Origin of the sequence: Thermocrispum agreste DSM 44070, from assembly GCF_000427905.1 — a bacterium.
Lineage (GTDB): Bacteria > Actinomycetota > Actinomycetes > Mycobacteriales > Pseudonocardiaceae > Thermocrispum > Thermocrispum agreste.
This window is the reverse complement of the sequence record NZ_KE386603.1, coordinates 511367-534160: the sequence shown is the minus strand read 5'-3', so window position 1 is coordinate 534160 and position 22794 is coordinate 511367. Positions and strand designations below refer to the sequence as shown.

Sequence of the window (22794 nt, the reverse complement as noted above, 5' to 3'; positions counted from 1 at the left end):
AGCGGGACCGGACTCGTGCTGCTCGATTCTGCCAGACGGGCAGCCATGCCTCTCAACGCGGCCCGCCCGGCGGGCATTCCCGGTCCGGCCCCGCTCAGTCGCCGCCGTTGACGCCGTTGCCGTCCGGCGCGGTCTTGGCCACCTGCATCAGGAACTCGGCGTTGTTCTTGGTCTTGCGCAGCCTGCTCAGCAGCAGGTCGATGGCCTGCTGCGAGTCCAGGGCGTGCAGCACCCGGTGCAGCTTGACCGTCACCGCCAGCTCGTCCGGCGACAGCAGCAGCTCCTCCTTGCGGGTACCGGACGGGTTGACGTCCACCGCGGGGAAGACCCGCCGCTCGGCGATCTTGCGGTCCAGCTTCAGCTCGGCGTTGCCGGTGCCCTTGAACTCCTCGAAGATCACCGTGTCCATGGTCGAGCCGGTCTCCACCATCGCCGTGGCGAAGATGGTCAGCGAACCGCCGTTCTCGATGTTGCGCGCGGCGCCGAGGAAGCGCTTCGGCGGGTACAGCGCGGTGGAGTCGACACCACCGGACAGGATGCGGCCGCTGGCCGGCGCGGCCAGGTTGTACGCCCGGCCGAGACGGGTGATCGAGTCCAGCAACACCACCACGTCGTGGCCCAGCTCGGTGAGCCGCTTGGCCCGCTCGATGGACAGCTCGGCCACCGAGGTGTGGTCCGACGGCGGGCGGTCGAACGTCGAGGCGATCACCTCGCCCTTGACGTTCCGCTGCATGTCGGTGACCTCTTCCGGCCGCTCGTCCACCAGCACCACCATCAGCCAGCACTCCGGGTTGTTGGTGGTGATGGCGTTGGCGATGTCCTGCAGGATCGTCGTCTTGCCCGCCTTGGGCGGGGACACGATCAGCGCCCGCTGGCCCTTGCCGACCGGCATGATCAGGTCGATCACCCTGGTGGTCAGCTTGTGCGGCTCGGTCTCCAGGCGCAGCCGCTCGTTCGGGTACAGCGGAGTCAGCTTGTGGAACTCCGGCCGGTTCTTGGCCTTCTCCGGGTCCAGACCGTTGATGGCGTCCACCCGCACCAGCGGGTTGAACTTCTGCCGCTGCTGCTCGCCCTCGCGCGGCTGCCGCACCACACCGGTGATGGCGTCCCCGCGCCGCAGGCCGTACTTGCGCACCAGCGACATGGACACGTACACGTCGTTCGGCCCCGGCAGGTAACCGGAGGTGCGCACGAACGCGTAGTTGTCCAGCAGGTCGACGATCCCGGCGACCGGCAGCAGCACGTCGTCCTCGCGGATCTCGGCGTCACCGCCGCTGCCCGAATCGCTGTTCCGGTTGCGGCGGCGCCGGTCGCGCGACCGGCGGCTGCGCCGGCTGCCACGGTCGTCGTCGCCCTGCCGGTTGTTCTGGTCGTTCTGGCGGTTGCCCTGCTCGCCGGACCTGACCGCCTGCTCCTGCTGCTGGCCCTGACCCTTGCCGCCTTGCTCGGCGCGCTCCGCCGTGCCTGCGCCTTGGTCGGCGCTGCCCTGGTCGCCGGATGCAGCCGCCTGCTGCTCCTGCTGGTCTGCCGCCGCCGGCTGCTGCGCCTCCTGCTGCTGCGGCTGGTCGGCGGACGCCTGCTGCCGCGACGAGCGGCGGCGGCGCGTCTGCTTCGCCTCCTGCTGCTTGGCCTCCTGCTGCTGCGCCTGCTCCTGCTGCGCAGCGCCCTGCTGCGCCGGATCGGCGGCGGCCTGCTGCTCGGGCTTGCGCTCCTGCTGCCCGCCCTCCTTCGCCGTGCCTTCCGGCTTTCCGTCGACACCGTCCAGTGGCAGCGTTTCGTCCTGCTTGGCGGTCTTGCGGGTGCGCGCCGGGGTGCCCTGCCGCTCGCGGATGGCGGCGATCAGCTCCCCTTTCCGCATACCCGAGATGCCGGTGATGCCCAGCTCTCCGGCGAGCTGTCGCAGTTCCGCGATCACCATGCTGGACAGCCCGCCAGAACGCTTCTTGGGCGCCGCGGGCGCCTCGCCACTGGCCTGCGGTGCGGTCTCGACCGTCACGTTGTCGCTCCCCGAAGATGAAGATTGCGAAGATGAAGTCTGATTCTCCGCGTCACCGCTGAGAAGATCGGTGTTGCTCACGCATGTCCTTCCTGACCGATGCCCGCGTGGTGGACACCGATGCAAACGCCACCCGCGCCGAAGGCGCCGAAAGCGATCTGTAACTCACGGGGCAAGCCCATGCACCCCCCGTGCGAACGGCCGGCAGAGATAAAACATCGCTGCGGCGGCGCACGCACTGGATGTGCCCGTCCCCCGCTGGGACGAGCCGAGAACGGCCACCGCGTGACGACATCCGCACCGGATGACTGTCACCGAGCCCGATATTCGAACGGACGCGGATGAAACAGATGATGTACTCCGGCAGAAAACCAGAGGCTTACACCTGGTGCGGCATGAGCGCGCACGGTGATCGAACGCCTCTGAGCCTAGACTGCCCCTTCACTCGGTGCAACAACCACCCCCCGGTGAGTTGTTCCCGACCTGGTGATGTTCCTGCCCGCGGTCACCGGTGAGCAACACGTCCGTCGGCCGTGCTCGGTGCCCGCTCGGGCCCCGCTCACGCCGCCGCGACGGTCACGCCGCCCATGTCCACCGGCAGCTCCTTGATCCGGAAGCCTTCGGTGTCCACGTCGTCCGGCAGCCTGCCGTCGCTGGTCAGCGCCAGCACCGACGGCCCGGCACCGCTCACCGCGGCGGCCACGCCCCGCTCTCGCAACCGCTGGACCAGCGCGGCCGTCCTGGGGTAGGCGGGCGCCCGGTACTGCTGGTGCAAGCGGTCCTCGGTGCCGGGCAGCAGCAGGCTCGGATCGGTGGTGAGCGCGTGCACCCCGAGCGCCGCCCGAGCCGCGGCGTGCGCGGCGTCGGCGTGCGGGACCGTCTCCGGCAGCAGGCCACGGGTGGCCGCGGTGGAGGACTTCTCCTCGGCGATGGCGATCACCGGCCGCACCTGCGGGTGCGGCTCCAGCCGGGCGGCCTGCCACCTGGCGCCCTCCATCCAGGTGATCACCACTCCGCCGAGCAGGCTGGCGCCCGCGTTGTCCGCATGTCCCTCGAACCCGGCGGCCAGCTGCAGCACCGCGTCCCGGTCCAGCGGCCTGCCCGCCAAGCCGTAGGCGGCCGCCGCACCGGCCACCACGGCCGCGGCGGACGAGCCGAGGCCGCGCGCGTGCGGGATGGCGTTGGCGCAGGTCAGCCGCAGCCCGGGGATCTTCAGCCCGATCCTGTCCGCGGTGTGCCGCACGGCACGGACCACCAGGTGGCTCTCGTCGCGCGGGAGCGCGTCCACCCCGCCGGCGCCGGTGTCGACGATGTCCACCGCCAGGCCGTCGTCGACGATCTCGGCCTCGACCACGTCGTAGAGCGCCAGCGCCATTCCCATCGTGTCGAAGCCCGATCCGAGGTTGGCGGTGGACGCGGGCACCCGCACCCTGACCGCGGTCACGACAGTCCCAGCGCTTCCGCGACGGCGTCGGCGTCCACCGGCAGCGCCTCGACGCGAGCCGCCCCGGTACCCGTCCAGCCGGTCAGCGCGGTGTCCGGGTCCTTCAGGCCGTGCCCGGTGACCGTGCACACCACCAGCGATCCGCGCGGGAGCCGCCCCTGCTCGGCCACCTTCAGCAATCCGGCCACACCGGTGGCCGACGCCGGCTCGACGAACACGCCTTCCTTGGTGGCCAGCATCCGGTAGGCGGCCAGGATCTCCTCGTCGGTGACCGCCTCGAACAGGCCGCCGGACTCGTCGCGCGCGGCCACCGCGCCCGCCCACGACGCCGGGCTGCCCACCCGGATGGCGGTCGCCACGGTGTCCGGGTTGGACACCGGCTCGCCGCGCACCAGCGGCGCGGCCCCGGCCGCCTGGAACCCGAACATCCGCGGGGTGCTGGTGACCACACCGTCCTTGGCGTACTCGGTGTAGCCTGCCCAGTAGGCGGTGATGTTCCCGGCGTTGCCGACCGGCAGGCAGTGCACATCCGGCGCCCGGCCGAGCACGTCGCAGATCTCCCACGCCGCGGTCTTCTGCCCGATCAGCCGCACCGGGTTGACCGAGTTCACCAGCATGATCGGGTGCTCGGCGGTGGTCTTCGCCGCCAGCTCCAGGCAGTCGTCGAAGTTGCCGTCGATCTGCAGGATCTTCGCCCCGTGCAGCACCGCCTGGGCCAGCTTGCCCATGGCGATCTTGCCCTGCGGCACCAGCACCGCACAGGTCAGGCCGGCGCGCGCGGCGTAGGCAGCGGCCGAGGCGGACGTGTTGCCGGTGGACGCGCACAGCACCGCCTGCGTGCCGCTGGCCAGCGCGTGCGTGATGGCCACGGTCATCCCGCGGTCCTTGAACGACCCGGTCGGGTTCAGGCCCTCGACCTTCAGGTACACCTCACACCCGGTCAGCTCGCTGACGTGCCGGGCGGGCACCAGCGGTGTGCCGCCCTCGCCAAGCGTGACGATCTCCGCGCCGTCCGGGACGGTGATCCGGTCCCGGTAGGCCGCGATGATGCCCAGCGCGCTCATGCATCCTCACCTTCGACCCGCATCACGCTGATCACCTCGTGCACCACGGGCAGCTGCTCGATGTCCCGCACCGTGGCCCGCAGCGCCGCGTCGGTGGCCGTGTGCGTGACGATCACCAGGCTCGCCGTGTCGTCGGCGTCCCGCTGCTGGACCGTGGCGATGCTGACGTCGTGTTCGGCGAACACCTGCGCCACCTGGGCCAGCACACCCGGCTTGTCCTGCACCGCCAGGCTGACGTGGTACCTGGTCGGCGTGTCGGCCATCGGCCGGATCGGCAGCTGGGCATGCGCCGACTCGCGCGGCCCGCGGCTGCCGAGCACCCGGTTGCGCGCCACCGCCACCAGGTCGCCGAGCACCGCCGACGCGGTCGGGGCACCGCCGGCGCCCTGACCGAAGAACATCAGCTCGCCCGCGGCGTCGGCCTCCACGTAGACCGCGTTGAACGCGTCGCCGACCCCGGCCAGCTGATGCGTGCGCGGGATCATCGCCGGGTACACCCGGGCGGACACCGACTCCGAGCCGTCCACCGGGTCGACCACCCGCTCGCAGATGGCCAGCAGTTTCACCGTGCGCCCCTGTGCTTTCGCGGCCGCGATGTCGGTGGCGGTGATGTCGGCGATGCCCTCGCGATGCACGTCCGCGGCGGTCACCCGGGTGTGGAAGGCCAGCGAGGCCAGGATGGCCGCCTTCGCCGCCGCGTCGTAGCCGTCCACGTCGGCCGTCGGGTCCGCTTCGGCGTAGCCGAGGCGGACGGCCTCCTCCAGCGTCTCGGCGTAGCTGGCGCCCGTGGCGTCCATCGCGGACAGGATGAAGTTGGTCGTGCCGTTGACGATGCCCATCACCCTGGTGATGCGGTCGCCTGCCAGCGACTCGCGCAGCGGCCGCAGCAGCGGGATCGCCCCGGCCACGGCCGCCTCGAAGTAGAGGTCCGCGCCGGTGGCGTCGGCCGCCTCGGCCAGGTCGGCCGAGCTGTCGGCCAGCAGCGCCTTGTTCGCCGTGACCACCGACTTGCCCTGCCGGAGCGCGGACAACAACCACGTGCGCACCGGCTCGATGCCGCCGATCAGCTCGACGACCACGTCGACGTCGGAGTCCACCAGCGCCTGCGCATCGTCGGTGAGCAGGTCCGCAGGTACTTCCGGGTGCTTGTCCGGCCTGCGCACCGCGATGCCCGCCAGTTCGATCGGCGCACCGACTCGGGCGGCCAGCTCGGCGGACTGCTCGTCGAGCAGCCGGGCCACTTCCCCGCCGACCGTGCCGCACCCGAGCAGGGCGACCCTGACCGGCTTGTTCGCACTCATGGCTGAGCCTCCAGGCGAAGCATGTCGTCCACCGTCTCTCGGCGCAGCAGCAGCCGCGCGCTGCCGTTGCGCACCGCCACCACCGCGGGCCTGGGCAGCCGGTTGTAGCTGCTGGCCATCGAGTAGCAGTACGCCCCGGTGGCGGCCACCGCCACCAGGTCACCCGGCGCCAGGTTGTCCGGCAGCCAGCAGTCCCGCACCACGATGTCACCCGATTCGCAGTGCTTGCCCACCACCCGGCACAGCACCGCCTCCGCCTCACCGTCCACGCCGTCGCCGCTGGACCGGGAGACCAGCCGACAGTCGTAGACCGCGTCGTAGAGCGCGGTGCGGATGTTGTCGCTCATGCCGCCGTCGACGCTGACGTACCGCCGGGTCTGGTTGTCGCCGATGACGACGTCCTTGATGGTGCCGACCTCGTAAAGCGTGACGGTGCCCGGCGCGGCGATGGCCCGGCCAGGTTCGCAGGCGATGCGCGGCACCGGCAGGCCCGCGTACTGGCACTCGCGCTCCACGATGGTGCGCAGCTGGGTGACCATCTGGGCGGCGGGCGGCGGGTTGTCCCGGTCGGTGTAGGCGACCCCGAAGCCGCCGCCGAGGTCGATCAACTCGAGCTGCTCGAGGATCTCGTCGCCGTGCTCCTTGCGCAGCTCGGCCATCAGCCCGACGACCCGCCTGGCGGCGACTTCGAACCCGTCGGTGTCGAAGATCTGCGAGCCGATGTGGCTGTGCAGGCCGCGCAGCCGCAGCGCATCGGCCGCCAGCACCCTGCGCACCGCCTCCGCGGCGTCACCGGCCTGCAGCGAGAAGCCGAACTTCTGGTCCTCGTGCGCGGTGGCGATGAACTCGTGGGTGTGCGCCTCCACGCCGACCGTGGCACGCACCAGCACGTCCTGCACCACGCCCGCTTCGGACGCGATGGCCTGCAGCCGGGCGATCTCGTGGAACGAGTCCAGCACGATCGTGCCGACCCCTGCCTGCACCGCGGCACGCAGCTCGTCGACCGACTTGTTGTTGCCGTGCATGGCGATGCGCTCCGGCGGGAAGCCCGCCCGCAACGCGATGGCCAGCTCGCCGCCGCTGCACACGTCCAGCGACAGCCCGCGTTCGGCGACCCACTTGGCCACCTCGATGCACAGGAACGCCTTGGCCGCGTAGTGCACCAACGCCGGGTCCTCGAACGCCTCGGCGTATTCGGCGCAGCGTGACTTGAAGTCGGCTTCGTCGACCACGAACAGCGGGGTGCCGTACTCCTTGGCGAGATCGCGCACGTCGACACCGGCGATGCGGACCACGCCGTCCGGCGCGCGGTAGGTGTTGCGCGGCCAGACCTTCGGATACAGCCGGTCCAGCTCGTCGGTGGTGGCCGGGCGTACGCCCGCCGTGTCGGCGTGCCGGTACACCTCGGCGTGCCGAGGTCCTGCGGGGTGTGCCATGACTTCCTTACATCCGTTCCGGGGCGCTGACGCCGAGCAAACCGAGGCCGTTGGCCAGCACCTGGCGCGCCGCGGCGCACAGGGCGAGCCGGGCGGCGGTCAGCGGGGTCGCCGGCTCGTCGCCCTGCGGGAGCACCCGGCACGCGTCGTAGAACTTGTGGTACGCGCTGGCCAGTTCTTCCAGGTAGCGGGCGATCCGGTGCGGTTCGCGCAGCTCGGCGGCCCGCCTCACCACGGTAGGGAATTCCCCGATGGTCCTGATGAGGTCACCCTCCCGCGGGTGATCCAGCAAACCCAGATCGACGCCTTCGGCGTGCTCGGCCAGCTCGATGCCCAGCTCGGCGGCGTTGCGCAGCAGCGACGCCAGCCGGGCGTGCGCGTACTGCACGTAATAGACCGGGTTCTCGTTGCTGTGCTTGCGCAGCAGGTCGAGGTCGATGTCGATGGGGGAATCGACCGAGTACCTGGTCAGCTCGTAGCGCGCGGCGTCCACCCCGACCGCACCGACCAGGTCGTCCATCGTCACCACGGTGCCCGCGCGCTTGCTCATCCGCACCGGCTGGCCCCCGGAGACCAGGTTGACCATCTGGCCGATCATCACCTCGACCACGTCCGGGTCGCTGCCCAGCGCGGACGCCGCCGCCTTCAGCCGCCCGACGTAGCCGTGGTGGTCCGCGCCCAGCATGTAGATGCACAGGTCGAATCCGCGGGACAGCTTGTTCTCCAGGTAGGCGATGTCGGCGGCGATGTAGGCGGGTGCTCCGTCGCTTTTGATCACCACCCGGTCCTTGTCGTCGCCGAACTCGCTGGACCGGATCCACCACGCCCCGTCGGCGTGGTACAGCAGGTTGGACGACTTCAGCCGGTCCACCACCGCGGCCACCGCGCCGGAGCGGTGCAGCGAGTCCTCGTGGAAGAACACGTCGAAGTCGGTGCCGAACTCGTGCAGGCTGCGCTTGATCTCGTCGAACATCAGCTGCACGCCGAGCCTGCGGAACGTCTCGTCCCGCTGCTCGTCCGGCAGGCTCAGCACGTCCGGCTCCTGGCGGAGCACCTCGGCGGCCAGCTCGGCGATGTAGGCGCCCGCGTAGCCGTCCTCCGGCGTCGGCTCGCCCTTGGCGGCGGCCACCAGCGACGCGACGAACCGGTCGATCTGCGCACCGGCGTCGTTGAAGTAGTACTCCCGCGTGACCTTGGCGCCCTGGGCGGCGAGCACCCGGCCGAGCACGTCACCGACGGCGGCCCAGCGCGTGCCGCCGAGGTGCAGCGGGCCGGTCGGGTTGGCGGAGACGAACTCCAGGTTGATCGACACCCCCGCGAACGCGTCGCCGTGCCCGTAGCGCTCGCCCGCGGTCAGCACCCGGCGCACCAGCTCGCCCTGCGCCGCGGCGGCCAGTCGGACGTTGAGGAAGCCGGGCCCGGCCACCTCGGCGGAGGCCACGCCGTCGGCTTCGGCGAGCCGGTCGGCGATCGCCTTGGCCAGGTCGCGGGGCGCCATGCCGACCCGCTTGCCGATCTGCAGCGCGAGGTTGGTCGCGTAGTCGCCGTGCTCGGGATGACGCGGGCGCTCCACGGTGACCCGCTCGGGCAGCACCGCGGTGTCCAGCCCGCGTTCGGTCAGAACCGCGGACGCGGTGGAACGAACCAGGTCGGCAAGTACTGCGGGAGTCACTCGCAGAGTGTATGCGGCCTGCGGGTGGCGACCGGCGCCTGGTCCGGCCACCTCACAGCGGGTGAACACCACCCGGCTACCCTGGCCGGTGAACCGACCTTATGCACGGCAGAACCAGCGAACGGGGACGCACCACCTATGGCCAGCGGCACCACGAAGAAGAACAAGCTCGACAAGGGCGCCTCCGCGCTCAAGGCCGCTCGCGGGAACGTCGTCAACCGCAGGCAGGTGCCGTGGGGAACGATCGTCGGGGTGGTCGTGGTCCTGGCGCTGGCCGCCGCGGTGTTCGGCTACTACCTGGTCAAGTCCGCCCCGAAGCGCGAGCAGGAGAGCCGCGAGGAAGCCGCCGCCGAGCAGTACACGCCGAGCAGGAACAACCAGGACCCGGCCAAGAAGATCCCGGGCGTGGTGATCAAGGAGTACAAGCACCGCGGCCACGTCAACTCGCCGCGGCGGGTGGCCTACGACGAGGAGATTCCGTTCGGCGGGCCGCACGACGTCATCTGGGCCACGTGCAACGGCACGATCTACGACGAGCCAGTCCGTACCGAGCACATGGTGCACGCCCTGGAGCACGGCGCGGTGTGGATCGCCTACAACCCGGACAAGATCGACGCCGAGGCCAAGGAAGCGCTCGAGCTGCGGGTGCGCAACAAGCCGTACATGCTCATGTCCCCCTATCCGAAGCTGAGCACGCCGATCTCGGTGCAGGCGTGGGGGCACCAGCTCAAGCTGTCCGACGCGAACGACCAGCGGATCGACAACTTCATCGCGGCGCTGCGGCAGAACCCGTACCTGACGCCGGAGCCGAACGGCTCGTGTGACACCGTGCCGGGCGAGTTCGACCCGGACGACCCGCCCAAGTTCGACCCGAGCAAGCCGGGCAAGGACGCCGCCCCGATGGACTTCGAAGGTCAGCAGGGTCAGATGCCGAGCGTTGCAGGCAACGCCGGCGGCGAGGAGAAGTGACGGTCGAGGTGCGCGACACCGGCGACGAGCGAGACGAGCAGCAAACCGGGCAAGGCACGTCCGAGACCGGCGACACGGGCAGGCACGCGGACGAGCAGGCGGCAGCCGAGCGGCGCGACGCGGGCAAGGACGCAGCGCCGGACACCGGCGACGGGAAGCAGTCCGACCTCGCCGCAGCCGATGCCGCCGAAGACGCGGACGGCGGCGGTGACGCGGCGAGCGAGCACGACGAGCTCGACGCGGTCGAAGACGACGAACCGGAGTTCGGGCGGCGGACACCCGCGTGGGCTCGCGCCCTGGTCTACGGCGCCGCGGCGCTGGCGTTGCTGCTTGTCGGCGCGACCGTGGGGCTGGTCATCGGCCGCTGGCAGAGCACCCCGGTGGCCGAGGAGGACAAGCCGAACGCGGTCGACATCGGCTTCTGCCAGGACATGTCGGTGCACCACCGGCAGGCCGTGGAAATGGGTGACATCGCCCGGCTGCGCGGCCACTCGCGCGAGGTCCGGGTGCTCGGCTACGACATCTCCAGCACCCAGAACGGGCAGATCGGGCGCATGCAGGGCTGGCTGACGCTGTGGGACGCCCCGGCGCAGGCCCCCGGCGAGCTGATGACCTGGATGAAGGGCGGTCACGGCGGGCACGGGACCGGTCAGCACGCCCAGTCGGACGACGTGCCGATGCCGGGCATGGCGACCGAGCAGGAGATGCGCAAGCTGCGCCGGCTCAGCGGCCGCGAGTTCGACGTCTTCTTCTTGCAGCTGATGCTGCGCCACCACCAAGGCGGCACGGCGATGGCGGAGTACGCCGTCGAACACGCCCGGATTCCCGCCGTCCGGGCGCTGGCACAGAGCATGCTCGACTCGCAGGGCTCGGAGATGAAGGTCATGCGGGCCATGCTGGAGCAGCTGGGCGCCGAGCCGCTGCCGTTCTGAGCCGGGGCAGCCTCCCCGCGATCCGGCCGGCGCTTCGCAACGCCGTCATTGCTGCTCGTCGACCGATGCGCACCCGGCGAGGCCTGCGGAAGCCAGGGCTCCGGCTGCGGTAGACGCAAGGTATTGGGCGGGCCGGGTAGCCGAGCAGGGGCGACGAGATGGGCATCAGCCGGCTGAACGACCGGGGACCACGAACAGGTGGCGGCGCTTGCTGCTGATCGTCCTGCCGCCTGCGGGGCCTTCCTTGTCGCCAACGAGCAGCAAGCCGCCTACGAGCACGATCGTCCCGCCGCCTGCGGGGTTTGCTTGCCGTCGGGCCGTCACCAACCCCCGGCGACGTCGATGAATGTCCCGGTGGTGAAGCTCGCTTCGTCCGACAGCAGCCACAGAATCGCCGCGGCGACTTCCCCCGCCCTGCCGGGCCTGCCCAGCGGCACCGCGTGGCCGAGCTGCGCCAGCCGCCCTGGCTCGTGGATCTCGGTGTCGATCAGGGCGGGACGGACCGCGTTCACCCGGATGCCGTCGTCGGCGAGTTCCCGCGCCAGACCCACGGTCAGGGCGTCGACACCCGCTTTCGCCGCCGCGTAGTCGACGTACTCGTTCGGGCTGCCCCGCACGGCCGCGCGCGACGACACGTTGACGATCGCCCCACCGTTGCCGCCGTGCCGCACCGACATCCGGCGAACCGCCTCGCGAGTGCACAGGAGCGTGCCGACGAGGTTGACCGACACCACCCGGGCGATCCGTTCGGTGGTGAAGTCCGCCAGCCTGCCCCGTGGCGCGACGATGCCCGCATTGTTCACCAGCCCGGTCGGCACACCGAGCTGATCGCACACGGTGTCCAGCAGCCGCCGGACGTCGTCCTCGGCCGACACGTCGGCCTGCACGGCGACGGCACGCACGCCCGCTTCCTGGCAACGCCGGACGACTTGCTCGGCGGCATCCCGCCGCTCGCGGAAACTCACCGCGACCTGCCACCCGCGTTCCGCGGCGAGCACGGCGGTGGCCGCACCGATCCCCCGGCTGCCGCCGGTGATCACCACCGTGCCCGTCACGTCAGGCCCGCATGTCGGCGATCAGCTGGTTGAGCATGCGCCTGGCCCGGCGGCGGGTCGATTCCCGTGACTCCACGTTTCCGCCCGCCATCAGGCCGATGCCACCCAGCAGGGCCAGGATCCGCTCGGCCTCGTGCACCACGTCCACCCCGGCAGGCAGCTCCCCCTGCTCGGCGGCCTGTTGCAGCAGCGTCGTCATCACCTGGCGGATCGCCTCGAAACCCAGGGAGGCGCCCTCCTGCTCCAGGAACCGCTGCGCGGCCGGGTGCCCCCAGAACGAGATGAGCACCGCCCAGCACTCGCGCATCTCGTCGTCCAGCGGCAGCAGCGCCTCGGCCACCGCCTCCACCGCACTCAGCCCGCGCTTGTCCTGCCTGGCCTCGTTGACCCTGCGGGCGATCCGCTTGGTATTGGCCCGGATCACCGCAGTCATCACGTCGGCCTTGTCGTCGAAGTAGTGCGTGACCGCTCCGGTGGACACCCCCGCCTCCAAGGCGATGGCGCGCATGGTCGCCCCGGAGACTCCGTTCGACGACACCAGCCGCAATGCTGCGTCGACGATGCGCTGTCGTGCTGCCGGATCCTTGAGCTGCCTGGTCACCTCCGGAATGGTATCGGCAGGTCAGCCTGTGCGGGGGCAGCCGTCCGCGGCCTCGGCCACCCGCGGGGCCTGCTCGGCTGCGCGGCCTGCGCGCCCGACCAGCCGGTCTTTCCTGCTGCGGTGGCCGACACCGCCGGACGGCACGGCATACGCCGGGCAATCTGGCCGCAAATCGCAAGCTGCCGTGGCGTGGTCCCGCTCATACTCGCTCTCGGCGGGTCGTCGGGAGAAGGAGAAGCCATGGGACAGCCGGTCTCACTAGCAGGCAAGGTGGTCGCGATCACCGGGGGTGCGCGTGGCATCGGGAAGGCCACCGCGACGGCGTTCCTCGACCGTGGAGCCGCCGTCGTCATCGGGGATCTGGACGACGAGCTGGCCGGGAAGACAGCCGTCGAGCTCAGCGCGCGCCCGGGGGCACGGGTCACCGGGCTGCCGCTGGACGTCACCGACCGGGATTCGTTCGCCAGATTCTTCGACGCCGCGGACGCGGCATTCGACGCGCCGGTCGACGTCCTGGTGAACAACGCCGGGATCATGCCGACCGGCCACTACGTGGACGAGGCCGACCGGATGACCGATCGGCAACTGGAAGTCAACGTGCAGGGCGTGCTCACCGGCAGCAAGCTGGCGGTGCGCCGGTTTCTGACCCGGGGGCGCGGGCATCTGGTCAACATCGCGTCCCTGGCCGGCCTCACCGGATATCCCGGGCTGGCCACCTACTGCGCCACCAAACACGCCGTCGTCGGGTTCACCGAAGCGCTGTGGGGTGAGCTGCGCGACACCCCGATCGGCGTCTCGGCGGTCATGCCGGCGGTGGTGCACACGGAGCTGTCTGCGGGCGCGAACATTCCCCGCTCGATGGAACGCCTCACCGTGGTGGACCCGGAGGACGTCGCCGAAGCGGTCGTGGATGCGGTGATCCACGACCGGCCGAAGGTCGTCGTGCCGAAGTCGGCGGGCGTCATGGTGGCGTCGCTGTCGCTGCTGCCTACGCGGGCGAAGTTCGCCGTCGGGCGCTGGCTGAAGCTCGACGTGATGTTCACCGAATCCGACCCACGCGCGCGTGCCCGTTACCACCAGCGCATCGCCGTCGAGGAGCAGCCGTCATGACCGCGACGTTCACGGTTCTGTCGCCCGCGGACGGCACCCCCGTCGCGGAAGTCCCCGAACACGGCCCCGAGGACGTCGCTGCGGCCGCCGAAGCCCTGCGCCAGGCGCAGCCGGAGTGGGAGGCCATGGGGTTCGCCGAGCGGGCGCGCTGGCTGCGGAAGTATCGCGACTGGCTGCTGGACAACGAGACGTCGCTGGCGAAGACACTGCAGTCGGAGACGGGCAAGCCGTGGTTCGAGGCCACCGTCGAGGTGCCGTACGTGGTCGAGGTGATCAACTACTACACCAAGCACGGCGCGCGCTTCCTCGCCGACGAGACACCGCGGCCGCACAACGCGATCACCATGACCAAGCGGACGCAGGTGCTACTGCGCCCGTATCCGCTGGTCGGGATCATCACGCCGTGGAACTTCCCGCTGGCACTGGCGTTGATGGACGGTGTGCCGGCATTGGCCGCAGGGGCCGCGGTCATGGTGAAGCCGAGTGAGTTCACCCCGCTGGTGACCGAGGCGGCGGTGGCGGGATGGGCCGAGATCGGCGCCCCGCCCGTGCTCGCGTGCCTGACCGGCCGCGGGCCGACCGGTGCGGTCGTGGTGGACGCGGTCGACTTCGTGCAGTTCACCGGCTCGACCAGGACCGGGCGGGTGATCGCCGCACGGGCGGCGGAACGGCTGGTGCCGGTCAGCCTGGAGCTCGGCGGCAAGGACGCCATGGTGGTCCTCGACGACGCGGACGTCGAGCGCGCTGCGAACGCCGCCGTGTGGGGCGGCATGTGCAATTCCGGGCAGATGTGCACGTCGGTCGAACGCGTCTACGTGCTCGAGCCGGTCTACGACGAGTTCGTCTCACGGGTCGTCGCCACCGTGCGCAAGCTGCGCCAGGGCCGGGACGACCAGAACTACCGCTACGACGTCGGCTCGCTGGCCAACGACAACCAGCTGTCGATCGTCGAGCGCCACGTGCAGGACGCAGTGGCCAAAGGCGCCACGGTGCTGGCCGGTGGCAAGCGCGGAGCGAGCGGCACGTTCTACGAGCCGACCGTGCTGGTGGACGTCCACCACGGCATGGCTTGCATGCGCGAGGAGACGTTCGGTCCCGTTCTGCCGATCATGAAGGTCGCCGACGTCGACGAGGCCGTGCGGCTGGCCAACGATTCCGGCTACGGGTTGTCGGCCAGCGTGTGGGGCAAGGACACGGCTCGCGCCGAGCAGGTCGCCCGGCGGCTGGAAGCGGGTTCGGTCAACGTCAACGACATGTTCGCCAACCTGTTCGCGCTCCCGGTTCCGCAGGCGGGCTGGAAGCAGTCCGGGCTGGGATACCGCAACTGGGGCGCGGCCGGCCTGCGCAAGTACTGCCGCCCGCAGGCGATCGTGACCGCCAGGGTGACGCCGGCCGCCGAGCCGATCTGGTACCCGTACTCGCCGGTCAAGAGCCGCCTAGTGCGGAAAGTGATGCGTTTCACGATGGCGCGCGGACTCCTCCGACGGCTCGGGCTGCGCTGAACCGCTCGGCCGGGACCGGGGAGAGCACCCCGGATCGACACCAGAAGACGATCTTGGTTGACGAAAGATCTCCTGTCGTCAGTGAAGATGACAGGAGATCTTTTCGCTACGCTCCGTTCGCACTCCCGTCACAGCCAAGATCAACCCATCCCGACGGAGGCAAGCACGGACAGTCACAACGACCTTGCGTAGAGAATTGTTGCCCAACCCTCTTCCCTCTCTCACCCAGACGGGTAGTATCGCCGCGGACGAGCTACGGAACGGTAACAGCCACTGGGCCGGCCCCCGACGGCCCGGAGAGAGGTTTCGACCGTGTCGGACACCCCGCCCGATATGCCCCGCCGCGAGTACATCACGGTTGCCGAGCTTCTCGAGCGTGAGCGCACCGCGACCGAGAACTACCCGTGGGCCGCGCAGGACCGCCGCCCGCAGGCACTCACCCCGGTCACCGATCTGTTGCGCCGTGAGGGAGTTCGCATCGACGGCCTGGACGACGCCGACGTCGTCGCGTCTCGTCCGCCGGCTTCCCCCGGGCCCGCGGACACCGAGGAGGAGCGGCGCCCGGACGGCAAACGCGGCAGCAAGCTCGCCGCGATGGCCGGTGCCGCCGCGTTGTCCGGGCTGACCATCGCCGGCCTGATCGCGTTGAGCCCGAGCGGTTCGGCCCCGACCTCGAACTCGGCCGCCCCCGGCAGCGACGCGCAGCCCGGCAGCACGGCCGCCGACGGCGGCAGCTCGGCTCCCAGCTCCACCCAGCTGAAGCGAGCCAGCAGCGAGAAGTCACCGTTGGCCTCCGACGGCCGGCGCCAGGGCGCCGACCAGGTCCAACGTGGTGGCGCCACCCCAGGCAGCGCCCAGCCCGGCCCCGGCGGCGTGTACCAGCCCGGCGGTGGCGGCCCGGCCGGGTCCGGCTCCGGCGGCTCGACGTACGACCCCGGGACACCGCAGCCGAAGCAGCAGCAGCCCGCCGACCGCAGCAGCGGCGGCGCCGGGACGTCCCAGCCGACGCCGGAAGCTCCCGCGCCGACCACCCCGCCGCAGGAGACCCAGCCGCAGCCCGAACAGCCCGCGCCGAGCAAGCCCAAGCAGAGCAAGCCCAAGCAGAGCAACCCGCTGGGCTCGGTCGTCGGGGGTGTGGTCGGTGGGGTCACCGACACCGTGGGCAAGACGGTCAAGGGCGTCACCGGTCTGCTCGGCGGTGTGCTCGGCACCACGTCGGCGACCAGCACTCCGGACGAGCCGGACCCGACGACCGGATCGAAGTCCGGGACGCTCGACCTGAACTGACAAGCACCAGCAGCATGCGCGGAGAGTTCTCCGCGCATGCCCCAAGGACCACCGTCCCGCACCACCCCCAACGGCCCGCCGCCTCTCCCCCACCCCAGCGGCGGGCCGTTGACCTGTCCTGACCGCGATCGGCGCGGCCGCCGTTGATATGTCCTGGCGGCGATCGCCACCGCGGCGATGCGAGCCGTTGACCTGTCCTGGCAGCGATCGCGGCCGCCGATGCGAGCCGGGGATTCGCGTCCTGGCGGTGAACCCGGCCCTGGGCACGAACCGTGTCAGGGATGAACACCCTCGAAACAACCGCCTCGGACGGCCCGCCGCCCCGACCCCCTACCCCTCCGGCGGCGGGCCGTCGCCTGTGCTCCGCCGGTACCGGCATCCCCTGCCGAACTCGCTTCCGCACTCCGACGGCGCCGGACCGTGGAAAGAAAGCTGCGACCGGGCGTGAACCCTTCCGATGGCGGTATCCGTGCATGGGACGTCCACACGCAACAACCACGCAACCACCACCCCATCGGCCCGCCGCTTTCGCTCTCCCAGCGGCGGGCCTTCACTTTGGTCCGTCGTTCCCTGCAGCGACCTCCGATTTCGCGCTTGAACCTTTCGCCTGCCCACATCCGTGTTGCTGGCGCACACCCTCCGAGCAATCGCGATCGACGGCCCGCCGCCTGCGGTGGCGGGCTTTCGCATGTCTCCGCCCTGCGACGGCATGCGCGCCGGCCGCCCGTGTGGCGACGTGCCGGATGCGACCGCAACGTGCGCCACGGCTCCGGCGAGACGCTGACCACGGTCGCCACCGTCGTTGCGCGCCGATCCACTCGACCGGCAATAGGCTGTGAGACATGACACACCTGCCACCGGGCACCCGGCGAACACACGGCATGGCGGGCTGCCCGTGACGGCCGGCCCGGACCCGGGGGCCGCCGCGGAGTCCGACGCCGGGCGGCAGGAAGCGGAGCACCGCCGAGCCCGCGCGGCGGACGAGCGCAAACGCGCCGACGTGGCGTGGGACCGTCCGCTGGATCTGGTCGACGTGGTGATGCTGCCTGCTGGCGATCTTCTCCGTCGGCCTGCTGATCTTCGTGCGATTCTTCGACCGGGAGAACGCCGGCGCGACGTGGGTGGTCGCCGTCGACACCACGATCTGCGGGATCTTCGCGGTGGAGTTCGCCTGGCGGTGGCGCAAGACCGGCTGGCAACGGCGCTATCCGCTGACCCACTGGTACGAGGTGATCGGCATGATCCCGGTCACCGAACCCGCGTTGCGCGGATTCCGGCTGCTCAGGGTGGTCGTCGTGCTGGTGCGGGTGGCGCGGGCGGGCTACCGGGTGTTCGGCGAGCGGATCACCCGGGCCATGATCGAAACCACACTGCGGGTCACGCTGGAGGTACTGGCGGACCCGCGGGTCGACGAGTTCGTCACCGACGTGGTCAGGCGCAACCAGGAGCGCATCCGCGCCACCGTGCTGGCGCACCTTGAGGGCGAGCGCGCATGACGGTCGCGAGCATGCCGAGGCGGAGGCGAGCGCACCTGACCGCGGCAGCCCAGGAGAGCCGCCGCCAGGCGACCACACAGCCCACGGAAGCCACCGCCTGACAAACCGCTCAAACCTCGGGCGACGGCACCGGACGCACGTCCTCGCGAAGCCGCCGCACGCACGATCCTCGCGCGAAGCCGCCGCACGCACGCACGATCCTCGCGCGAAGCCGCCGCACGCACGCACGATCCTCGCTCGAAGTCGCCGGGCGGCCGGAACGACGGTCAGCGCTCGGTGATCGGCGGCGGGTTGGTGACGCGGATTCCGGTGCGACCGAAGTGCCGCTGCACCGCCTCCCGCCAGGCGCCGCTGTCGATCATCTCCTGGAGCGCGGCGTTGACCGCACGCCTGCCGTCCTCGTCGTGCGGGGGCAGGCCGATGCCGTAGCGCGCGACGGTGAACTGCCCGCCGACCAGCTTCAGCAGCTCCGGGTGCTTGGCGACGTAGCCGGCCAGGATCGCCTCGTCGGTGGTGACCGCGTCGACCAGGTCGGCGAGCAACGCCGTCACGCAGTCCGGCTCACGCGGGTACTCGACCAGCTTCACCCGCTCGGCATACCGCTTCTTGACCTCTTCCGCCGCCGTGCTCCCGGTGACCGAGCACAGGCGCTTGCCGTCCAGCGAGTTCGGCCCGGTGATGTCCGTGGTGTCCTTGCGCACCAGGATCGACTGGCCGGTGACGAAGTAGGGCCCGGCGAACAGCACCTTCCGCTTGCCGCGCGCGGGGATGGTGAAGGCGCTGATCACCATGTCGACCGCGCCGGACAGCAGCACTTCCTCGCGCTCGGCCGCCACCACGTCGCGCCAGGTGATGTTTTCCGGTTCGACGCCGAGCTCAGCGGCGACGAACTCGCCGACGTCGATGTCGAAACCGACGAACCGGCCGTCCAGCGTGCGCTCGGACAGCCCCGGCTGGCTGAACCGGGTGCCGATGATCAGCTTTCCGGTCTCGTCGGCCTTGGTGACCAGGGAGTTCTCAGCCGCCGACGGAGCGCAGCCGGTCAGGCAGGCACTCGCCAGCAAGACGGTCACCGCCGCCAACGCCGCTGGACGCCACACCGTACCTCCCACACAAGCCACACACGCGGGCCCATAGCCTAGATGAGCCCGGGGGCGTTCACGTGCCGTCGCGGCACCAACTTCCCACCAGCGAGTGCCGGATCCGGTCGCGCCCGACGCGGGGCAGGTGGCGATCTCATCGACAGGAGCGCAGACGAGATGGGCGGAGCCGAACGAGCAGAACGCCGCAGGCGCCGGGAACTGGCCCAGCAGCGGGCCGCCATGGCCAGGCAGGCAGGCAAGACCGGCTCGGGATCGGCAGACGCACCCCGCCCTCCCGTCGACCGGGCGCGGCTGCGCAAGGTCGCCTTCACCGTCGGCGGGGCCGCGATCGTGGTGGCCCTGATCGTCGTCGCCGTGCTGTGGTTCGACGCGCGGAAGAACGCCACCGAAGGACGTGCCATCCCGGTGGTGCGATCAGCGGAACTTCCCGAGACCAGGGACGGCGCCGTGGTGGTGCTCGGCGACGACAAGGCCCCGGTCACCATCGACATCTACGCCGACTTCCTCTGCCCGGCGTGCGGTCAGTTCCACGAACGCGACGGCAAGGACATCGCGAACCGGATCCGCGAGGGCCAGCTGCGGGTGCGGCAGCACATGGTGCCGATGCTCGTCGAAGCGTCCGACCCACCCGGTTACTCCATGGACGCGGCCAACGCGGCGCTGTGCGCGGCCGACGAGAGGAAGTTCACCGCGTTCCACGACAGCCTGTTCGCCAGCCAGCCGGAAGAGGGGACGCGCGGCTGGGACAAGGCCCAGCTCACCGAGCTGGGCAGGAAGCTGGGCCTGGGCGAGACGTTCGCCGAGTGCGTGGCCAAGCGGACCTATCACCGCGAGCTGGACCAGGCGTTCCGGACCGCGCTGAAGCAGATCGACGACTTCGCCACGCCCGCGGTGATCGGGCCGGACGGCCGCATCGACGTAAGCAAGCCGGGCTGGCTGGATCGGCTGGGCTGACGCACGCCGGGCAGCCACCGGCCGGCGGTCCGACGGCAAGAGCATTTTCGGCCCCCCGGCGACAGCGGGGAAATCGGCGTGCTGTACGGTATGGACACCAGCAAGGGGCTGTGGCGCAGCTGGTAGCGCACCACACTGGCAGTGTGGGGGTCACGGGTTCGAGTCCCGTCAGCTCCACCCCAAGGGTCTTACTGGGGCACGGCATCCGGGTGACGCCGCGTCGTAGGACTTCAAGCTTCTTGGTAACACGAGGGCCGCTTCCGTCCGGGATGCGGCCTCGTGCTATTCCGGAGCCGGATCCTGCTGCCTGGCTCCGGCACGGTCGCACGAGCGCGCTCGGACAGCCGTTCCGGACCGCGTGCGGATCCGCGAAGGGCTCTCGGTGGACGAACACCGCAAGTGAAGGTCCACACACCCCGGCGTGCAGGACGACACGTCGGGCTACCCTCGGCCGATGCGGCGGTGGGGCTCGCCGCTCCGGTCTCCCCGGAACGCTCGCGGCGTGCATCGCCGCCAACAGTCCTTCCTTGACCAGTGACTTCGTCGGGCTCAAGCAGGAGGTGCGCGTGACCAGCGAGGTCGACCTGTCCGAGCCGGCCGATCCGGACGCCGATCTCCGGCTCCCCGCCCGGCGACGTGCACTGGCCAGCTCCCACGGCGCGGTCCTGGCCGTCATCGCCCTCGGTGGCGGGCTCGGCGCGCTCGCCCGCTACGGCCTGGCCGAACTCCTGCCCGCCCGGCCAGGGCATGTCCCGTGGGCCACCTTCGTCACCAACGTGGCCGGTTGCTTCCTCATCGGGATTCTCATGGTGCTGATCACCGAGGTGTGGTCGGCCCACCGCCTGGTCCGCCCCTTTCTCGGCGTCGGCATCCTCGGCGGCTTCACCACTTTCTCCACCTACGCCGTCGAGACCGGCGAACTGCTGCGATCCGGCACGATCGGCCTGGCCTTCGGCTACCTGGCAGGCACTGTGATCTGTGCCATGCTCGCCGTCGTCACCGGCGTCTGGCTCGCCCGCGCCGTCACCGGAGCCACCCGCGCCTCGGACAAGGCGGCGTGAAATGCAGCTGACCGGACCCGCCCTGCGCCTTGCGATCTTCATTGGCGAGAACGACACCTGGGACGACGAACCCCTCCACCACGAGATCGTCAGACGCGCCCGCGAAGCAGGCCTGGGCGACGCCACCGTCCTGCAAGGTCGTGACGGCTACGGCACCCACTCACCTCTCCGCACCGACCGTATCCTCGACGTCACCGAGGCCCTGCCGTGATCATCATGGACACTGAGGAGCGCATCCGCGCGTTCCTGCCCGAACTCGACGAACTCGCCGGCAACGGCACCGTCCTGATCGACGAGGCCGGGGTCTGCCGCTACCGAGGAATGCCGACCGCATGACCGTTGTACTCGTCTTCGTCGGCGCCATGATCGGCGCGCCCCTGCGCTACCTCACGGACCGCGTGGTGCAGGCCCGCCACGACACTGCCTTTCCCTGGGGCACCTTCGTCGTCAACGTCGTCGGCTGCCTCGTGCTCGGCGGCCTCGCCGGAGCCGGTCCCGCCCTGCCCGCCCCGGTACTCACGCTGCTCGGCACCGGCCTCTGCGGCGCACTGACCACCTACAGCACGTTCGGCTACGAAACCCTTCGGCTCCTCGAGCAGAAGAGCTACTTCTCCGCCGTCGCCAACATCGTCGTCAGCGTCGTCGGCGGTCTCGGTGCCGCCCTGCTCGGCTACACCACTGTCCACGCACTGGTCTGCTGACCGCTGTCCGGCGGCTTCTTCTCCCCGTCACCGCACGTGGGTGAGCACGGCCCTGAGCACCGCCACGCCCGCGGCACAGGCACCCTCTTGCGGCGCGTCCGGCTCCGGAATGGCCGTGACCTTGACGAGCCGGTCGGTGCTGTTCAGCCCGAAGAACAGGAAGCAGATGCGGTGGAACTCCGACTGCACCGCCATCCGGTGTTCGCCGCGAACCTGCCCGACGGACACCTGCGTCACGCGGCCGTTCCGGGTGAACGTCCGCGCGTCGGACAACGGCGTGCCGAATTGCAGGCTCACGTTCTGATCACCGGCCAGCCAGTGGCAGGAACGCCGTCCCTCATGCGTCTCCAGCTTGCCGTCGGCGGCGATGCCGAGTGCGGCACGATCGCGCTCGTCCAGCGCCCGGCACGGATGCTGCCGCAGCTCGGCTTCCGGATATGTCTTCAGTAGCGGCTCCGACGGTGTCGTGGCCGGCGTTCGGCTGGCGGACGCCGCCGAACCGGTCGCCGTCGGCTCCCCACTGCAGCCCGCCAGGACGACGGCCAGCACGGCGAACAGGATTCGTCGCATTGCGTCACGGTAAGTCCGTACTGAGCGACACGGTGGCCGATGGCGCCAAGGTGCAACGCAAGAAGGGCCGAGTCCTGCCACGCGCCGCCGGTGCCGACGACCGGCCACCGGGAGAGCAGACCACCCTCCGGAGATCGTGACCAATGGCGGCCGGGCCCGCAGGAGCCCTTCGAGGACACGATCAGCGCGTTGCCGTCCGTCAGTGCGGGCCCTGGCGGCGCCCAAGGACGTGGCCACCGTTCGTCGCCGAAGCCGACATCCGGCGCGGGCCAACACGTACACGGCCCTGCCCCACCGCCCGGTCACCACGAGGGCAGTTCCAGCCAACTCACCAGCGAACGCGACAGTATCGACATCCGGGCGCAGGACGACTCTGCAGCCCGCAGTCGCCGTCGACGTACGAGCCGCAGGGGCCGTCCTCGCCTGGAATCTTTCGGTTTGGCCATTGCGGGGCCCGCTGCTGCCTGCAAATCCACCGGACGGCTGTCCGCTCAAACTGTCCGCGCGAAAAATGACAGCTGGGGCACGAATGATTGCCCG

At 70.7% G+C, this 22794-nt stretch carries 20 protein-coding genes and 1 tRNA gene; 11 read left to right on the top strand and 10 right to left on the bottom strand.

Going from position 1 to position 22794, the window contains the following annotated elements:
• Window positions 1–94 precede the first annotated feature (94 nt).
• From rho to argS, 6 genes are all read right to left on the bottom strand, one after another.
• A complete protein-coding gene (gene rho / locus YWY_RS0112515; RefSeq protein ID WP_038045053.1) occupies window positions 95–1996 on the bottom strand; it encodes a transcription termination factor Rho in 1902 nt (633 codons plus the stop codon).
• 559 nt (window positions 1997–2555) lie between these two features.
• Window positions 2556–3440 (bottom strand): homoserine kinase, encoded by an 885-nt coding sequence (gene thrB / locus YWY_RS0112505; protein ID WP_028847874.1) that lies wholly within the window; start codon window positions 3438–3440, stop codon window positions 2556–2558.
• Window positions 3437–4504 carry a threonine synthase gene (thrC, locus tag YWY_RS0112500; protein WP_028847873.1) on the bottom strand — a complete coding sequence of 356 codons (1068 nt, stop codon included), beginning with the start codon at window positions 4502–4504 and terminating at the stop codon, window positions 3437–3439. The genes thrB and thrC overlap by 4 nt, the downstream gene beginning before the upstream one ends.
• Window positions 4501–5805 (bottom strand): homoserine dehydrogenase, encoded by a 1305-nt coding sequence (locus tag YWY_RS0112495; protein WP_028847872.1) that lies wholly within the window; start codon window positions 5803–5805, stop codon window positions 4501–4503. Before YWY_RS0112495 ends, thrC begins: the two co-directional genes overlap by 4 nt.
• Window positions 5802–7241: a diaminopimelate decarboxylase gene (gene lysA / locus YWY_RS0112490; RefSeq protein WP_028847871.1), complete on the bottom strand. Its 1440-nt coding sequence runs from the start codon at window positions 7239–7241 to the stop codon at window positions 5802–5804. The genes YWY_RS0112495 and lysA overlap by 4 nt, the downstream gene beginning before the upstream one ends.
• A gap of 7 nt (window positions 7242–7248) precedes the next feature.
• Entirely contained in the window at window positions 7249–8913 is a 1665-nt protein-coding gene (argS, locus tag YWY_RS0112485; RefSeq protein ID WP_028847870.1) for an arginine--tRNA ligase, read from the bottom strand.
• 138 nt (window positions 8914–9051) lie between these two features.
• Here argS and YWY_RS0112480 point away from each other — a divergent pair, with 138 nt between their 5' ends.
• On the top strand, window positions 9052–9882 hold the full coding sequence (locus tag YWY_RS0112480) for a thioredoxin-like domain-containing protein (protein WP_028847869.1): 831 nt from the start codon (window positions 9052–9054) through the stop codon (window positions 9880–9882).
• Entirely contained in the window at window positions 9879–10814 is a 936-nt protein-coding gene (locus YWY_RS21830; protein ID WP_245566658.1) for a DUF305 domain-containing protein, read from the top strand. Before YWY_RS0112480 ends, YWY_RS21830 begins: the two co-directional genes overlap by 4 nt.
• 320 nt (window positions 10815–11134) lie before the next feature.
• Here the strand turns inward: YWY_RS21830 and YWY_RS0112470 are convergent, their stop codons facing one another.
• Together YWY_RS0112470 and YWY_RS23310 are read right to left on the bottom strand one after the other, a co-directional pair.
• Complete coding sequence (locus tag YWY_RS0112470) at window positions 11135–11869, bottom strand: SDR family oxidoreductase (RefSeq protein WP_028847868.1); 735 nt, start codon at window positions 11867–11869, stop codon at window positions 11135–11137.
• 1 nt (window position 11870) lies between these two features.
• Entirely contained in the window at window positions 11871–12470 is a 600-nt protein-coding gene (locus YWY_RS23310) for a TetR/AcrR family transcriptional regulator (RefSeq protein ID WP_051310196.1), read from the bottom strand.
• 240 nt (window positions 12471–12710) lie between these two features.
• Between YWY_RS23310 and YWY_RS0112460 the strand changes: the two genes are divergently transcribed.
• The 4 genes from YWY_RS0112460 (at window position 12711) to YWY_RS0112445 (ending at window position 17865) form a co-directional block, all read left to right on the top strand.
• Entirely contained in the window at window positions 12711–13580 is an 870-nt protein-coding gene (locus YWY_RS0112460; protein WP_028847867.1) for an SDR family oxidoreductase, read from the top strand.
• Complete coding sequence (locus YWY_RS0112455) at window positions 13577–15082, top strand: aldehyde dehydrogenase family protein (RefSeq protein ID WP_028847866.1); 1506 nt, start codon at window positions 13577–13579, stop codon at window positions 15080–15082. Before YWY_RS0112460 ends, YWY_RS0112455 begins: the two co-directional genes overlap by 4 nt.
• A gap of 312 nt (window positions 15083–15394) precedes the next feature.
• Complete coding sequence (locus tag YWY_RS0112450) at window positions 15395–16369, top strand: hypothetical protein (RefSeq protein WP_156899224.1); 975 nt, start codon at window positions 15395–15397, stop codon at window positions 16367–16369.
• Window positions 16370–17451: 1082 nt separating this feature from the next.
• The gene (locus YWY_RS0112445; protein WP_028847864.1) at window positions 17452–17865 is read left to right on the top strand and encodes a hypothetical protein; all 414 of its coding nucleotides are present in this window, start codon (window positions 17452–17454) and stop codon (window positions 17863–17865) included.
• Window positions 17866–18131: 266 nt separating this feature from the next.
• Here YWY_RS0112445 and YWY_RS0112440 read toward each other — a convergent pair whose 3' ends face one another.
• Window positions 18132–18965 carry a glutamate ABC transporter substrate-binding protein gene (locus YWY_RS0112440; protein WP_028847863.1) on the bottom strand — a complete coding sequence of 278 codons (834 nt, stop codon included), beginning with the start codon at window positions 18963–18965 and terminating at the stop codon, window positions 18132–18134.
• 159 nt (window positions 18966–19124) lie between these two features.
• Between YWY_RS0112440 and YWY_RS0112435 the strand changes: the two genes are divergently transcribed.
• The 5 genes from YWY_RS0112435 (at window position 19125) to crcB (YWY_RS0112415) (ending at window position 21684) form a co-directional block, all read left to right on the top strand.
• Complete coding sequence (locus tag YWY_RS0112435; protein ID WP_028847862.1) at window positions 19125–19922, top strand: DsbA family protein; 798 nt, start codon at window positions 19125–19127, stop codon at window positions 19920–19922.
• Between the two features lie 104 nt (window positions 19923–20026).
• Window positions 20027–20099, top strand: a tRNA-Ala gene (locus YWY_RS0112430).
• 350 nt (window positions 20100–20449) lie between these two features.
• Window positions 20450–20983: a fluoride efflux transporter CrcB gene (crcB, locus tag YWY_RS24695; protein WP_342665115.1), complete on the top strand. Its 534-nt coding sequence runs from the start codon at window positions 20450–20452 to the stop codon at window positions 20981–20983.
• A gap of 1 nt (window position 20984) precedes the next feature.
• Window positions 20985–21194, top strand: coding sequence for a DUF190 domain-containing protein (locus YWY_RS24920; RefSeq protein WP_342665114.1), 210 nt, complete (start codon window positions 20985–20987; stop codon window positions 21192–21194).
• A gap of 121 nt (window positions 21195–21315) precedes the next feature.
• Window positions 21316–21684 (top strand): fluoride efflux transporter CrcB, encoded by a 369-nt coding sequence (gene crcB / locus YWY_RS0112415; RefSeq protein WP_028847860.1) that lies wholly within the window; start codon window positions 21316–21318, stop codon window positions 21682–21684.
• A gap of 27 nt (window positions 21685–21711) precedes the next feature.
• On the opposite strand, the gene YWY_RS0112410 is transcribed toward crcB (YWY_RS0112415), so the two are convergent.
• Window positions 21712–22254: a DUF3558 family protein gene (locus tag YWY_RS0112410; protein ID WP_028847859.1), complete on the bottom strand. Its 543-nt coding sequence runs from the start codon at window positions 22252–22254 to the stop codon at window positions 21712–21714.
• Between the last annotated feature and the right edge of the window lie 540 nt (window positions 22255–22794).